Source organism: Flavobacterium rhamnosi, assembly GCF_048286515.1.
GTDB lineage: Bacteria > Bacteroidota > Bacteroidia > Flavobacteriales > Flavobacteriaceae > Flavobacterium.
This window is the reverse complement of the sequence record NZ_JBLVPS010000018.1, coordinates 65,860-81,912: the sequence shown is the minus strand read 5'-3', so window position 1 is coordinate 81,912 and position 16,053 is coordinate 65,860. Positions and strand designations below refer to the sequence as shown.

Genomic DNA, 16,053 nt, shown 5'->3' with positions numbered 1-16,053 from the left:
AAAATCATAGAGCTAAAAAATGCATTCCTATACAGGTTCTGGTGGTGGATTGTTATTGAATTTAAACGTATCAATTACATCAAACTGTTTTATATTTTCGTTAAACTTTCGCAAAACGATACTGTCGCATAAAAAGTCTATAGCAATAGTAGTAAATAGAGCTTTAGCTTTCTCCAGATTCTCGGGAGTTAATCTTCTAGCAATGGACACGTGCGGATCATCACTTTTTTTCATATTTTGAATGCAAAGTGATCTTTGAATATGCTGCATTATGGGGATTAAATTGTCTTTGGATGCTGCATCTGGGGATATAAAAAAGGCTCCATTAGGATAAGTGCCAAAGTGATTTAAAGTTACTTTAACCGAATTCAAATTAGCACACAATTTGTCTAATTGCTTTTTAATACTTTCAATTTCCGAATCTGTTGCTTTGAATTCACATATAGTAATATGGCCAACAGAATTTTTACTGTGAAACCAGCCCACTTCGGTAGCCAATTGTTCTTTCATGGATTTCACTAATAGACTAATTGCATCGGGAGGGTATATAGCAACAGAATATTCTTTTTCCATATTTGAGTGATTTATGTAGCAGTAAATAAAGTAATAGGGTCAACTTACTGCGGCATATAAATTTAGGTATTTCATTGCTTTATTTTAGAATGTTTTTTGATTTTTTTGGGACATTTATAAAGGTTTTTTTTCTAAAAGGGAAATACAGAAAACATAAAATAGTAATTTTACCGTCAAAATAGTATTTATGTTGTTTCTTATCCTAAGCATTATATGCAGTGTGACCGTTGGTGTATTATTTAAAATTGCACGCAATTATAATGTAAGTACTATACAAATCGTAGCTTCAAATTATACAGTTGCTCTTGTACTTTGTTATTTGTTCTTTAGTCCGGATCTTAACGCGGTAGATACTACATCACCTTGGGTTCTTTACATCGCCCTTGGTATTTTGTTGCCTTCTATTTTTCTTTTTCTGGCGGCATCGATAAAGCATATGGGTATTGTAAAAACGGATGCTGCACAACGACTTTCATTGTTTATACCTATTTTGGCAGCATGGTTGATCTTCAAAGAAGATTTCAATATGTTAAAAGTAACTGCTCTTTTGGTGGGATTTCCAGCAATATTGCTTATTCTGGCTAAGCCTACTCAAAACACAAAAAATGAATGGGTCTATCCAGCAGTAGTTTTATTAGGCTTTGGAGTTATAGATGTTCTTTTTAAACAAGTCGCACAATATACAAGTTTGCCGTATACAACATCTTTATTTATTGTTTTTAGTATCGCTTTGATTGTAATGCTTGCATCGGTTATCTATGAAGTGACAATTGGTAAAGTAGCTGTAAACAGTAGAAACGTCCTTTTTGGTGGTCTTGTCGGACTTTTTAATTTTGGAAATATTCTTTTTTATCTAAAAGCGCATCAGGCATTTGATAAAAATCCATCTACTGTTTTTGTCGGGATGAATATTGGGGTAATTCTTATTGGAAGCCTGGTTGGTATTTTTATTTTTAAGGAAAAATTGACTAAATTAAACTTCTCTGGTCTTTTCTTGGCTTTCGTAGCAATAATTTTAATCGTAATCTCACAGACAATTTAAGGATTTTCAAATGATACGACTTTATTAATCAAGGCTAGTGTTCAATTTTGAACAAAGGCTTATATAAATTCGATTTTACCGCTAGAATTCACCATAAACACGTACTATATAATCTCCGTTTAAAAATTGTGCCGGATCAATCTGGCTTTGCAGGACAACTCCGCTACAAGGTGTTTCAAGCAACAGCTGCGCTGTTTGTACTAATGGCGCTGCGGTAGTTGTTTGAATCGCTCTCAATTGATGCTTTCCTACTTTTTGAGGAAGAATATATTTTGCAATCTCTCTTCTACGCAAAATTCCCATTGCATCTTTGCCTTCTACAGCAGCATACAACACAATTTTATCATCTTCGATATGAGGGATTACGGCTTCCATTTTTTCCTGTAAACCTTTAATGGCGTCAGCTGTATTTCCTAAATCAGTAAGTTGCTCTTGTATCCAGGCATAATGCCCTGGATGGCGCAAGGTTTTGTAGTCAAGGGAGCGCACTTTTCCTAATAGTGCGTCGGGTAAGTCCGCTGCACCTCCTGAGGTGAGGTCCTCTTCATATGCAATACCGTCAATAATAATATTTGCTCTTTCTGACAATGATGGTAGCGTAGTTTTTTTATAATCTCTTAACACTATGGTTTCTTTCAGGTATTCTGTAGCAACTCCTACAGGGCTCCAGGTGAATCCATAGTAATGTGGAGCAACGGCATGATTAGTTAATGCTCCAACTTTGAATTCCAGCTTATCTGCTTTATCTACTTCAAAGTCCCTGCAAAACTGTTGAAAAAGCCCGTTGGCTAGTAAATCTATATAGCCGGGGGCTAAGCCCGTTTGAAGTACAAAACCAGTTTTGGCATCTTTCGCCAAAGCTATTATTTTTTCGGTTTCTGAAACATATTCTGTGAGGTTCGCATAATGCAGATTAAAATCTTTGGCAAACTGGGCCATCCTTGGTGCCTGGCTACCAGGCAGACAGTCTAGGAGGATGTCTCCTTTGCGGAATATCTCTTTCATTTCGATAGTAAGATCGTTCTCGTGAAGGTGAAATTCCTGAATAGAGCAAGGTTTTGTTGTCCCTTCTTCAATCCAATTAGTTACTTTTTTTGCTTTTGAAAGAGTTCTGTCACCAATAAAAATGCTGGGGGCTACTTGACTCCATTCCATCAATAATAAACCAACAGCTTCGGCAATTCCACCGGCTCCTGCAATAATAATAGTATGATGCTTTTTCATACACTAAAGGTACTATTTTTTCTTGATTTGGGATTTTTTATACGATTTAAAATTAGTTAGCATGAAGGTTTTTAAGAGGTGTTTAGTTGTTTTTAAGGTTTAGGTTATAGTATCTAAACATTTATATAATAGGTTATTTGTATAATAAATAGTTCGCTACTGATTTTCAAACACGGAAATATATTAGTTTAAAAAGCACCGATAGTGTACCAATCTTATTTTTCAGGGTCAACAACCGTTGTAAGGGTTTTTTAGACTTTAATTTTTTATTTTTCAGTCCAAGATGTTTTTTATAAAAAGCATATAATTGCGGTCTGAATCTCCTATATTTACGTGAGAATTACGGAAACAATTCATAGTTTGAAGGTTTTTATTCGAACTGAGATTATCCTACGTAGAACCGATTTAGATTATAAATTATGGCAAAAAACAAAACAATTCAAACAGATAGTAACGTTGCTGAATTCATTGGCAATGTTGAAAACGAAGTGAAACGAAATGACAGTTTTAAGCTGATTGAAATTTTTAAATCTATAACTGGTTTTGAACCGAAAATGTGGGGACCATCAATTATCGGATTCGGAAGTTATCATTATAAATACGCAAGTGGACACGAGGGCGATGCTCCATTAGCTGGCTTCTCACCCCGTAAAGATTCTTTAGTTTTATATTTTGCGACAGAATTTCAGGAACGACAAGAGAGACTCGCACAACTTGGAAAGCATAAGAGTTCAAAAGTTTGTGTTTATGTAAAGAAATTGGATGACGTCGATACTGAAGTTCTTAAAATAATGATTAGAAATTCGATTAATTCCATTAAACAGATGTAGAAAAGTTGAAATCTGAGTAGGCTAGTCCTACGATCAATTTTCTATATTTTATTTTCGAATGTGACAGTTGTTCATTAGGAGTGCTTAGGTCATAAAGTTTTCTAATAGGAGTAGATCGTCAGATGTTAACAAAACAGAAGGTAGAAAAGGCGCTTTGCTGGAGAACCGTTTTAAGAGGAAAAGGTTGGAGGCGAATAACCAATAGACCTACATTTTTTATAGGAATGAATATTCGGTGGTCTTTAGAACAAGTCTTTTGCAGTCTAACGAAAACGATAAACAATTGTAGCCAAAAATTTTAGAAAGTTTATTTTTTTGTGGCCTCTTTTTAGTTACTTTAGTTAAAAAAATAAATCAATGAAAAAAAATTTGTCTGTTTTTATAAGTGTTGTATTTACAATTATATTTAATGTTGCTATAAGCTTTGCACAGGTAAAGCAAGATAAGTTGTTATTCGGGGTAGCTTACTATGATGAATACATGCCTTACGAACGTCTTGATCAGGATATTAAAATGATGAAAGAAACAGGCATTAATGTAGTTCGTATTGCTGAATCCACTTGGAGTACTATGGAGCCGCAGGAAGGGGTTTTTGATTTTAGCCATATCGACCGCGTGCTAAATGCTATGCATAAAGCAGGTATTAGTGTAATAATAGGTACACCAACGTATGCTGTTCCAACCTGGCTTGTTAAAAAACATCCTGATGTTTTAGCGATTACTAGCAAAGGACCTAACCAATACGGTGCACGTCAAAATATGGATATCACAAATCAGCATTTTAGAAGTTATGCCGAAAAGACGATTCGAAAAATGTTGGCGCATATAAAAGATCATCCTGCTATTATAGGGTATCAAATAGATAATGAAACAAAAGCATATGGAACAAGTGGACCTAATGTACAGGCGCAATTTGTTACTTATATGAAAGCCAAATATCCATCGCTAGATGATTTGAATAAGATTTTTGGACTAGATTATTGGAGCAATAGAATTAATAATTGGGACGATTTTCCTTCAGTCAACGGAAGTATTAATGCCAGCCTTACTGCAGAGTTTGCTAAATTTCAGCGTTCGCTGGTTACGGATTATTTAGGATGGCAATCCAAAATTGTACGGGAATATAAAAAGCCTGGTCAATTTGTTACTCAGAACTTTGATTTTGACTGGTGGGGACATTCTTATGGAATACAACCTGAGGTAGATCATTTTGCAGCTTCAAAAGTCCTTGATATCTCTGGCGTTGATATTTATCATCCTTCACAAGACAAGCTTACCGGAATAGAAATTTCTTTTGGAGGGGATGTAGCGCGCGCTATGAAGGGCGGGCAGAATTATTTTGTAATTGAAACAGAAGCCCAAGGATTTCCGGAATGGGTACCTTATCCAAATCAACTGCGATTACAGGCTTTCAGCCACTTGGCATCTGGAGCCGATATGGTTTCGTACTGGCACTGGCATTCCATACATAATTCGGCAGAAACGTATTGGAAAGGGTTGTTAAGTCATGATTTTGAACCTAACCCAACGTATCAGGAAGCAAAAACTATTGGTGCAGATTTTAAAAAACTCAGTTCAAATCTGCTCCATTTAAAAAAGAAAAATGATGTCGCCATTTTATTTAGTAATGAAGCATTGACAGCCTATAATTCTTTTGGTCCGGGCAGTTACAATGCAGTTCTCAGACCGATGTATGATGCCCTTTATAACATGAATGTTGGCGTCGATTTTATTGATCCGTCCAGCACTCAAATCGAGAAATACAAATTGATTGTAGTCCCGGCGCTGTACGCAGCACCTGACAGCTTATTGTTACGTTTGAACAGCTTTGTAAAAAATGGAGGACACATTGTATATACTTTTAAAAGCGGTTTTGCGGATGAGCATAATAAAGTTAGAACAGTACGTCAGCCAGGTATAATTAGTGAAGCTTGTGGAATTACATACAGTGAGTTTACAGTTCCTGCTAAAGTTAGCCTGAAAGACGATCCTTTTAATGTAGGGAAGGATCAGAATAAAGTCGAGAAATGGATGGAGTTTTTAGTTCCTACCACGGCAAAGGTTTTGGCATCGTATGATCATCCAGCCTGGGGTTCTTATGCAGCAGTTACTCAAAACAATTATGGGAAAGGTGTAGCTACTTATATTGGATTCGGTGCGAACATTGCCATTACAGAAAAAGTACTTGAGGAGGCTGTGAAGAATGCAGGGTTTTGGGGGAAAGATCAGGCATTGAAATTTCCAATTATTGTTAAATCGGGAACGAATCAACGAGGAAAGGTTATTCATTACTATTTTAACTATTCGGGAGAGTCTAGATCGTTTACTTATCCTCACCTAAAAGCCAAAGTGTTGCTGACAGCTGAAACAATGGCAGGGCAGGGCCAGATTACCTTGCCAGCTTGGGGATTTACAATTGTAGAAGAACTATAAAATTCTTATTTATTCACCTGCGATGCTGCTGATGATTCAACCACCAACAAAAAAAATATTGATTAATTATTATAAATATTGACTTACCATTGCCTTTAATTTGGTAAATTTGAGTTGAAGAATTTATATTAGATTTGGTAGATTAAAGTACATAGCGGTCTTATTTTTTGATGTATCGACAGAATCATTCTTTTGGTTTTTTTGCGTAAGAGCAATTTTGACAGCGTACTTTACCAACAAAATTGTATTGAAGAACGGCAAACAAAAGATTCTCAGGTAGATTGTTTTTAGGCTCTTGAAAAGACTGCGATTGGCTGTAATTTTAAGTAAGCGGCTAAGATGAGAATGACGATAGGGAATGGTAAAACAGAAGTGGAGTAAAACCATTCTAAAAACGCGGGACACCGAACAGCCAAACGAGTAGAATAACTTAAAAAAAAAATTATGTCAAATAACAGTGTAACATTACACCGAGTTCTTAAAGCAACTCCTGAAAAAGTGTATCGTGCTTTTACCGAAGCTAATGCTTTGTCATTTTGGCTTCCTCCTTATGGGTTTTTATGTATCGTTCATCATTTAGATGTAAAGGTAGGCGGAAATTATAAAATGTCCTTCACCAATTTTTCGACCGGCAACGGACATTCCTTTGGTGGAAATTTTTTGGAAATAAAACCGAATGAATTCTTAAAACATACCGATAAATTTGACGACCCTAATTTACCAGGAGAAATGATTACTTCAATTTGGCTGAAGAAAGTTTCTTGCGGTACGGAACTTAAAATCATTCAGGAAGGCATTCCTTCAGTTATACCAACCGAAATGTGTTATTTAGGTTGGCAGGAATCATTAGAGAAATTGGCAAAATTAGTGGAGCCGGAAATTCCGGATGCTTAAATTTTTTATCGAATAATTCATTCGAGACCGCAAACTAGGACAAAGAAACAGGATTGGCAACAGTTGATTTTTCGTTGGGCTTGCAAGCAAACAATAGAAATTGTGTTGATCAGAACTAAGTATCCTTCCAACAACGGTTTCGAGCAGGTGAAGATTTAAGGTAAAACTGAACTTCATTTTGTATATTTCTTAGTGATAAAACAAACTAAAACTGACCTCATTGCAATACACTGCTCTTGCCTAGAAATCAATCTGATATTTAATGATATCGTTTAAAAACAAAACAGCATCGTTCCTCTAAAATGGAAAAGATGCTGTTTTACTATAATCTTATTTCCAACCTCCGCCAAGTGATCGGTATAATTCGGTATTTACGGTTAACTGTTCGCGTTTGATATTGGCCAGTTCTAACTCACTTTGTAACATATTAGCTTGTGCAGTAATTACTTCAAGATAATCAGCCATTCCGTTTTTAAATAACATATTCGAGTTTTTAATGGCTTGCTGCAAGGTTCTTACGCGTTCTTTTAGAAAAAATTGTTGTCTTTCCAGTTTTTCAATTTTTATCAAAGCATCGGATACTTCGCTAACGGCCACGAGGACTGATTGTCTGAAATTCAGTACCGCTTTTTCTCTTTCTGCTTTAGCAATATTGTACTGCGTTCTTATCTTTTTGCTGTTTAATAAGGGTTGCGTTAATCCTCCAACAGCAGTACCGAATAACGAAGCTGGAATGTTAAACCAGTTGCTCGTTTCAAAAGAATTCAAACCTCCGCTTGCTGTAATTTTAAGGGAAGGGTATAAGTTTGCTTTTGTAATTCCTACATTGGCATTTGCTTTAACCAAGGCCAATTCTGCATTTTTTACATCAGGCCTTTGTTGTACTAATGAAGACGGAATTCCCGCTGTTAAATTGTCTTTAAGGGGAATTGAGTTTAATGTAATTGTTCTTTCTTTTGAACTCGGAAAGGAACCTGTTAACACACTCAAAGCATTCTCCTGAATGGCAATATTTTGCTCCAATAAAGGAATTAATTGTGCTGCAATTAGTTTTTGTGCTTCTGATTGTTGAATGGCTAATGAAGTAACCTGGCCTGCATCATATTTTAATTTGATGATGGCAGTGGTACTATCATTGAGTTTCAGGTTCTTTTGGGCAATTTCTAATTGGGAATCAAGCATCAAAAGATTGTAATATCCTTTGGAAACATTAGCAACTATAGTAGTTTGCAATGCTTTTTTTACTTCTTCTGATTGAAGATATTCCGCAAAAGCGCTTTTTTTCTGGTTGTGGATTTTACCCCAAATGTCAGCTTCCCACGAAAGTGACAGACCAGTTGAATAATCTTCGATATGTTTTTTTCCTAAAGATTGATTCAGATTCATACCATTAAAACTATTCTCAGAAGGCCTATTGGCACTTGCATTTGCAAATAAATTTACTTCAGGAACAGTGTTCCATTTTGCTTGTGTAAATCTATATTGAGCAATTTCGATATTTTTAGTGGCAATTTGTAAATCATTGTTTCGAGCCACCGCGCTGTCTATTAATTGAATAATATCTTTTTCTGTAAAGAAATTTTTCCACTCTAAATCTCCAATACCTGAAGTATCTTTTGCAATCAATGCATTCCTGAAATTCTCAGGAAATGCATCTTTTGGAGTTTCAATATCCTTTGAAACTTTGCAGGATATAAATGTATTGATCATAACAGCGACCATCACAATTTTGGTTATGTATTTTTTCATTTTATATTTTCTAATTAAAGTTCTGTACAGGTATCTTTTCTAGTTTCAAGGTCTTTTGAAACTTTATAAGATATATAGCTGATGACAGCAAAAACGATCATCAGAATTGTGGTAATATAATTTTCCATTTTATTTTTCTTCGTTATGAATTACGGCTACTGGTTTTCCAGTAACCTTTTCTTGTAAATGTTGGAATACAATGAACAAAACCGGGATGATTAATAATCCAAGAATTACTCCCGAAACCATTCCTCCAGCGGCACCAATACTAATCGAGTGGTTACCTTGAGCTGATGGTCCTTTGGCGCTCATCATCGGAATTAATCCCACGACAAAAGCTAATGACGTCATAATAATCGGACGTAATCGTAGTTTGGCTGCTTGTATTGCTGCCGCCACTAATCCCTGACCAGATTTTCTTCGTTGTGATGCAAATTCTACAATCAGAATCGCATTTTTGGCCAGTAATCCAATCAGCATGACAAGAGCAACTTGTACATAAATGTTGTTTTCTATTCCGGTCAAGCCGATGGCTACAAACACTCCAAATATTCCTGTGGGGATAGAGAAGATTACTGCCAAAGGCAAAATGTAACTCTCATACTGTGCAGCAAGTAAGAAGTAGATGAATATCAGACACAATAGGAAAATGGTTGCTGATTGACCACCAGAAGAAATTTCTTCGCGTGTTTGTCCTGAGAATTCATAGCTGTAACCTGTCGGTAATTGTTGTGCTGCCACTTCCTCAATTGCTTTAATGGCATCTCCGGAACTAAAACCGGGCTTTGGAATTGCATTAATAGAAATCGAATTAAACATATTGTATCTCGAAGCTGTCTCAGAACCATAAATACGGGTCAGTTTTACCAAAGTACTAATGGGTACCATTTTGCCATTTTTATTTTTCACAAATACACGGTCGATGGATGATGGATCGGCTCTATCGGCAATATCTGCCTGGACAACGACCCTATAATATTTACCAAAACGATTAAAATCAGATGCCTGGGCGCTACCAAAATAAGCCTGCATAGTTTGAAGAATGTCTTTTACATTCACGCCCAATTGATCCGCTTTTTCATCATTAATATCCAATTGTAATTGTGGGTAATCTGCTTTGAAACTAGTGAATGCTACTGCGATTTCAGGTCGTTTCATTAGTTCTCCAATGAAGGTTTGAGAGATTCCACTGAATTTATCCAGTTTACCACCAGTCTTATCCTGAAGCACCATATCCAAAGCCTCTACGTTACTGAAGCCAGGAACAGTAGGGAAACTAAATACAAAGAAACTACCACTGGAAATGGCTCCTAATTTTCCTCGAACCTGGTTCATTATTTCGTCAATATTTTTGATGTCTCCACGCTCTTCATTCGGTTTAAGTAAAACGAAAATAACTGCAGAAGAAGGGCTTGTGGAATTTGTCAATAAGTTGAAACCTGAAATAGCAGTTACAAATCTTGATGCATCTAAACCTCTTAAGGTATTTTCTGCTTCAGTCATTACTTTTTGAGTTCCATCCAATGAGGTTCCTGATGGCGTATTAACAGCAATGGCAATAAAACCCTGATCTTCGGTAGGGATAAATCCTGATGGAGTAGTTTTTACCATGACAATTGTAGCGAAAGTGATTAGCGCTAAACCACCTAAACTAACCCATTTGTGGCGAATTAAGAATTTTAATCCACCAACGTAACGGTTGGTTAATGAATCAAAACTGCTGTTGAATCCGTTGAAGAATTTTTCTTTAAAACCTTTTTTAACCGCTGGATGATCACCCTGTGCTGCATGATTATCTTTTAAGAATAAAGCGGCTAGGGCAGGACTTAAAGTTAAAGCATTAACTGCTGAAATTACAATCGCAATAGCCATGGTGAAAGCAAACTGGCGATAGAAAACCCCTGTCGAGCCCTCCATAAAGCCAACAGGTAAGAATACCGCTGCCATAACCAGAGTGATCGAAATAATAGCACCTGTGATTTCGTGCATCGCTTCGTGTGTTGCTACTTTTGGAGACAGATGTTTGTGTTCCATCTTAGCATGAACGGCCTCGACCACAACAATTGCATCATCCACAACAATACCAATGGCCAAAATTAAAGCGAATAGCGTTAAAAGGTTTATCGAAAATCCGAACAATTGCATAAAGAAAAACGTACCTAAAATAGCGACCGGGACTGCAATTGCAGGAATCAAAGTCGATCTAAAATCTTGCAAGAAGATAAATACAACAATGAAAACCAGTAGAAATGCTTCTATCAGAGTATGTTTAACCTGCTCTATCGATTGGTCTAAAGAAACCTTCGTACTATAGAAAATATTGTGTTTTATTCCAGCGGGGAAGTTTTTGGCCGATTTTACCATCAGCTTGTTAATCGCAACCTGAATATCATTGGAGTTTGAACCCGCCAACTGAATGACACCGATTACGACGCCTTTTTTACCGTTCAAACGGGTTAAACTGTTGTAAGAGTAGGCGCCAAGCTCGATTCTGGCAACATCTTTTAGACGTAAAATAGAACCATCAGCATTAGCACGTATAGCAATATTTTGATATTCTTCGGGTTTGGTTAATTTCCCTTTGTACTTGATAACGTATTCAAAAACTTCTTTACTTCGCTCTCCAAATTTACCTGGAGCCGCCTCCAGACTTTTATCCTGAATGGCTTTCATGACTTCATTTGGTGTAACCTGATAGGTCGACATTTGTGTAGGATTTAACCAAACACGCATAGCGTAATCTTTTACACCACCGAAAATACTTGCTGAACCAACTCCCGGAATACGTTTGATTTCTGGAATGATATTAATTTGAGCATAATTGGCAATAAAAGTCTGGTCGTATTTTGATTCATCATCGGTGTACATACCAATAGCCATAATAAAACTATTTTGTTGCTTCGCGGTGGTTACACCTTGTTGAACTACTTCTGTAGGCAACTGACTTGTGGCCTGTGCAACCCTGTTTTGAACGTTAACCGCAGCCTGATCGGCATCGGTGCCCAACTTGAAGAAAACGGTAATGGCTAGTGTGCCATCATTACTGGCTGTTGAGCTCATGTATGTCATGTTCTCGACACCATTTATAGATTCTTCCAGTGATGGTGCAACGGAACGCAAAACCGTTTCTGCGTTGGCTCCTGGATATACAGCCGTTACTAAAACTGATGGGGGTGCAATATCAGGAAACTGTTGTAAAGGCAATTTCGTAAGTCCAAGTACACCCAATATCACCAACAATATGGAGATAACGGTTGCCAGTACAGGTCTTTGTATGAAAATTTTAAACATTGTCGTAAAATTATTTTTTGTTAATTATTTGGGCAATTTTAGCAGTAGATCTCTCCGGTTGAATTACTTGTCCCTCCTGAAGTTTGTCGATACCGCTCAATACGATTTGGTCGCCTGATTTTACACCTTCTTTGATAAGATAATCGGAGCCGCTTTTACCGATAATCACGATAGGCATCTTGTTTACCTTGTTTCCTTTGTTGAGTGTATAAACAAATACTTTGTCCTGCATTTCTATCGTGGCCGATTGTGGAACCAAAATGGCATCGTCATGTTGAATACCCAAACGAATTTTTCCTGTATTTCCGGAGCGTAAAATTCCGCTTGAATTTGGGAAAGTCGCTCTAAGTGTTATTGCACCTGTGTTTTTATCGAATTGTCCATCGACCATATCTATTTTTCCTAATTGAGGATAAGCATTGTTATCGGCTAATATTAGAGAAACAGGAGGCAGTTTTTTGATTTTATCGCCAATTGTATTTCCGGAATATTGTGCTTTAAAATTGATAAAATCTGTTTCTCCTAATGAGAAATAGGCATATACTTCGTGAACATCTGAAAGTTTAGTTAATGGTTCAACATCGGATGTCGAAACTAAACTTCCCTGCTTTTTAGGAAGTCTCCCAATGTAACCGCTTACTGGAGCTTTGATTGTAGTATAACTCAAATTAATTCTTGCCGATTCTACCATTGCTTTGGCTTGTTCAATCGTTGAAGCAGCGATTCTGTGAGAAGCTTTTGCAGTTTTCAGTTGATAGTCCGAAACGACTTTATTCTGAACAAGTGGCGTAAGTTTATCAATTTCCAATTGTGCGTTAATTAGTGAAGCTTCGGCTCCGTGAAGATTTGCCAAGGCATTGTTTAATTGTTCGCGGAAAGGACGCTCATTTATTTTGAATAAAGATTGCCCTTTTGAAACATAAGCACCTTCATCAATAAAAACTTTGTCCAGAGTACCGCTTATTTGCGGACGGATTTCTACATCAACTGTTCCTTGTATTGAAGCAGGATATTCGGAATCTGTAGTGGTATTTGCACTTTTAATTGAAAGAACGGGTAGTACTACGGCAGCAAGAGCGGGAGCTTGGGCCTTATCTGTACATCCTGTTAAAACTAAGGCAAGGACGATACTGGTTAAAATTACATTTTTCATTTTAGTATTGATTTTAATTTGTTGGACATTTGATTTATTTAAATTTGGACAGGGTTTTTGTATTATTTTGTTTAGCATTTATCTGTATTAAATTTTCTAACAACGTTAAGTAAATCGGTGTAAAAAGGCATAGAATTGTTCCTTCCAATAATAAGTCATATAATTGGTATTAAATTATTTATCAGCGTTAAGTGTATTAATAAAAAAACTTTTCAGGTTTAAATTACGGAATTAAATTATTTACCACTGTTAAGTGAAAATTAAATTTTTTTTATTGTATTGATTTTATGATTCCGCCAATGGCATCTTTTAAAATCTGTGTGTTGATTGTTTCTAGTATTTCACTTTTATTAATGATATTGATAGAAATCAGACCGTGAATAACAGAAAAAAAAGTAAAATACTTTTGTTTAATTACTTCTTCAGATGGTTTACTATTTTTCATTATTTCGGCAATAACTGCAACGAATAGCCTGTAAGGAGCTTCGGAAGCCGAACATTTTTCAGAACAGCAACTCATTTGTACTCCAAACATTACCTGATACATTTCGGTATCGGTAAATGCAAAATCCCAGTAAGCCATCCACATAGCTTCAAGCTGTTCTTCAGGATTTTCGTATTTGTTTCTTGCTTTTTCTAGTTCGATTGCTAACTTAACAAAGCCTCTACCGGTCAGTTCTTGTAATATAGCTTCCTTATTGGAAAAGTATTCGTAAATAATTGGAGCTGTATATTCAATCTTATCAGCAATTTTCCGCATGCTAAGACCTTGCCAGCCTTCGTCTTTTACAATGCTATAGGCAGCGTCCAGAATGTTTTTTCTGGTTTCTTCTTTTTGTCTTAAAATTCGATCTTTGCTTGCCATTTATAGATGGTATTAAATTGTTTAACACCGTTAGACAAATGTATGACAATTTTTAAAAAGAAAACAATGCTTGTATAGTTTTTTCTTATTCCGAAATAGGGGACTGCCTATTTTTGCTAAATTTATAAGTACTGTTGCTGTATTTTAGGGTCATCCGGGATAGAACCTGTACGATGTTGGACTAGTTTTTTGATGAAAGTATTTTTGAACGCATCAAAAAAAAATAGTATTAATTTGAAATTGAGTTATATTTGAATTTCTTAACTTTGCAAAATGGATGATCAAATTGTTTCTCAGGTTTCTGATTGTAATGCCGGCGACTTAAAGTTAAAAGGCTTTAAAGTGTATGAGTTGCAAAGTGGCGTAAGCACTGTCCCTTCATATAATCGTAGAGACTTTTACAAGATATGCATTAACACAGGGCAGAATCTCATTCACTATGCCGACAGAGGTATTGAAACGAATGGTACGATATTGTTTTTTGGCAACCCTCATATTCCATATTCCTGGGAAGTTATTTCGTCTTCCTTTAGCGGCTATGCCTGCGTTTTTACAGAAGATTTTTTTAAAGCCAATTACCGTTCTGACAGTCTTCACGAATCTCCTCTGTTTAAGATTGGAGGAACTCCTATATTTTCACTAACAGCTGATCAAAAGGAGTTTGTGTCTTCGATGTTTCAGAAAATGATCTCTGAGCAGGATACGGATTATATTTTTAAAGACGATTTAATTCGCAACTATATCAATCTCATTATTCATGAGTCGCTTAAAATGCAACCTTCAGAAAATTTCTTTAAGCATAAAAATGCTTCTTCGCGAATAACATCGCTTTTTCTGGAACTTCTGGAAAGACAATTTCCTGTTGAAACAAAGAATCAGCCGCTTAAGCTTAAAACACCACAAGATTATGCACAAAATCTTGCGGTACATGTGAATCACCTTAATCGTTCTGTAAAAGAAATTACCGGTAAATCTACAACTGCACATATCACGGATAGGGTTATCAATGAAGCAAAAGCACTTTTACAGCATACGGATTGGAGTATTGCTGATATTGGGTATTCATTGGGATTTGAATATCCGAGCTATTTTAATAATTACTTTAAAAGACTAACCGGAACGATTCCTAAAGCGTTGAGAGGTTAAATTGTTTCATATTCTTAATTTTTTGTTTGATATTCATTATTTGTGGTGTCTTTACTGAAGTAATTTTGTAGCGAAACAAGTAGCACTCTTTACGTGAACTTAAAGTAGGACTATATTGTTTTTGTCTAACAACAATTCAAAAAAAATCTAAAACGAGTAATTTTTTCATTTCAATTTTATATTTAAAAAATTAAAAATTGAGAGGAGGGTTATTACTATGAACGACTGTTTTTTGTTAGATAGATTTTAAATAGAAAATCAAACTATACCAAATAATCAATATTATGTCGATCTATACTACCGTTATTGAAGAGGGGGTAATTCCTAATAAATTTACTACTGGCGAAGTTTTTTTTAAAAAGCGTAACAGCAGTATTCAGCCTCGTAACACTACCATAAAAGACCTGGTTTTTGAACCTGGTTCGCGAAGCAATTGGCATACCAATCCGGGTTTGCAACTGCTTGTTGCAACAGAGGGTGTCGGTTATTTTCAAGAAAGAGGCGATTCAACACGATTGCTTAATAAGGGAGACGTGGTTACGGTTTTACCTGGTGTTGAACATTGGTATGGCGCAACGCCTCATAGCACCTTTTCACATATAGCAATCATTACAGAGATCGATAAAGGTTCTGTAGTTTGGCTCGATGGTGTAACCGATGAAGAATACAACAGTTATTCTAAATAATAAAAATATAAAATGGTGACCCCTTGGAATACACAGCGTAACAGGAAGTAAGTTCGAAATGGTAATACGGCATCTTATGGCTCATAAAAACCAGCTTTTAAAAGGGATTCGAATCGCAGTTTGCACCCACAATTGTATGGTGTCGTCAATATAAAAAAATAAACTAA

At 36.1% G+C, this 16,053-nt stretch carries 12 protein-coding genes; 6 read left to right on the top strand and 6 right to left on the bottom strand.

Translation table 11 applies throughout. The annotated features are described in order from the left end of the window. Nucleotides 1-27: 27 nt before the first annotated feature. The gene (locus tag ACNQGN_RS14140; protein ID WP_417988476.1) at nt 28-573 is read right to left on the bottom strand and encodes a 2'-5' RNA ligase family protein; all 546 of its coding nucleotides are present in this window, start codon (nt 571-573) and stop codon (nt 28-30) included. Nucleotides 574-760: 187 nt separating this feature from the next. On the opposite strand from ACNQGN_RS14140, the gene ACNQGN_RS14135 reads away from it, so the two are divergent. Further along, entirely contained in the window at nt 761-1,615 is an 855-nt protein-coding gene (locus tag ACNQGN_RS14135; RefSeq protein WP_417988475.1) for an EamA family transporter, read from the top strand. An 81-nt stretch (nt 1,616-1,696) separates the two neighbouring features. Here the strand turns inward: ACNQGN_RS14135 and ACNQGN_RS14130 are convergent, their stop codons facing one another. Further along, a complete protein-coding gene (locus tag ACNQGN_RS14130; RefSeq protein WP_417988474.1) occupies nt 1,697-2,839 on the bottom strand; it encodes a saccharopine dehydrogenase family protein in 1,143 nt (380 codons plus the stop codon). A gap of 419 nt (nt 2,840-3,258) precedes the next feature. Here ACNQGN_RS14130 and ACNQGN_RS14125 point away from each other — a divergent pair, with 419 nt between their 5' ends. The 3 genes from ACNQGN_RS14125 to ACNQGN_RS14115 all read left to right on the top strand — a co-directional run bounded on the left by ACNQGN_RS14125 (nt 3,259) and on the right by ACNQGN_RS14115 (nt 6,996). Continuing rightward, entirely contained in the window at nt 3,259-3,669 is a 411-nt protein-coding gene (locus tag ACNQGN_RS14125) for a DUF1801 domain-containing protein (protein ID WP_417988473.1), read from the top strand. 357 nt (nt 3,670-4,026) lie between these two features. After that, nucleotides 4,027-6,102: a beta-galactosidase gene (locus ACNQGN_RS14120; protein WP_417988472.1), complete on the top strand. Its 2,076-nt coding sequence runs from the start codon at nt 4,027-4,029 to the stop codon at nt 6,100-6,102. Nucleotides 6,103-6,546: 444 nt separating this feature from the next. Further along, a complete protein-coding gene (locus ACNQGN_RS14115; RefSeq protein ID WP_417988471.1) occupies nt 6,547-6,996 on the top strand; it encodes an SRPBCC family protein in 450 nt (149 codons plus the stop codon). A gap of 330 nt (nt 6,997-7,326) precedes the next feature. Here ACNQGN_RS14115 and ACNQGN_RS14110 read toward each other — a convergent pair whose 3' ends face one another. The 4 genes from ACNQGN_RS14110 to ACNQGN_RS14095 form a co-directional block, all read right to left on the bottom strand. Beyond that, nucleotides 7,327-8,745, bottom strand: coding sequence for a TolC family protein (locus ACNQGN_RS14110; protein WP_417988470.1), 1,419 nt, complete (start codon nt 8,743-8,745; stop codon nt 7,327-7,329). A 129-nt stretch (nt 8,746-8,874) separates the two neighbouring features. Continuing rightward, nucleotides 8,875-12,036: an efflux RND transporter permease subunit gene (locus ACNQGN_RS14105; RefSeq protein WP_417988469.1), complete on the bottom strand. Its 3,162-nt coding sequence runs from the start codon at nt 12,034-12,036 to the stop codon at nt 8,875-8,877. 10 nt (nt 12,037-12,046) lie between these two features. Further along, nucleotides 12,047-13,189 (bottom strand): efflux RND transporter periplasmic adaptor subunit, encoded by a 1,143-nt coding sequence (locus ACNQGN_RS14100; RefSeq protein WP_417988468.1) that lies wholly within the window; start codon nt 13,187-13,189, stop codon nt 12,047-12,049. A 271-nt stretch (nt 13,190-13,460) separates the two neighbouring features. Continuing rightward, complete coding sequence (locus ACNQGN_RS14095; RefSeq protein WP_417988467.1) at nt 13,461-14,054, bottom strand: TetR/AcrR family transcriptional regulator; 594 nt, start codon at nt 14,052-14,054, stop codon at nt 13,461-13,463. A 273-nt stretch (nt 14,055-14,327) separates the two neighbouring features. On the opposite strand from ACNQGN_RS14095, the gene ACNQGN_RS14090 reads away from it, so the two are divergent. Further along, nucleotides 14,328-15,200 (top strand): helix-turn-helix domain-containing protein, encoded by an 873-nt coding sequence (locus ACNQGN_RS14090; protein WP_417988466.1) that lies wholly within the window; start codon nt 14,328-14,330, stop codon nt 15,198-15,200. Nucleotides 15,201-15,484: 284 nt separating this feature from the next. Beyond that, nucleotides 15,485-15,886 (top strand): cupin domain-containing protein, encoded by a 402-nt coding sequence (locus ACNQGN_RS14085; protein ID WP_417988465.1) that lies wholly within the window; start codon nt 15,485-15,487, stop codon nt 15,884-15,886. The last annotated feature ends 167 nt before the right edge of the window (nt 15,887-16,053 follow it).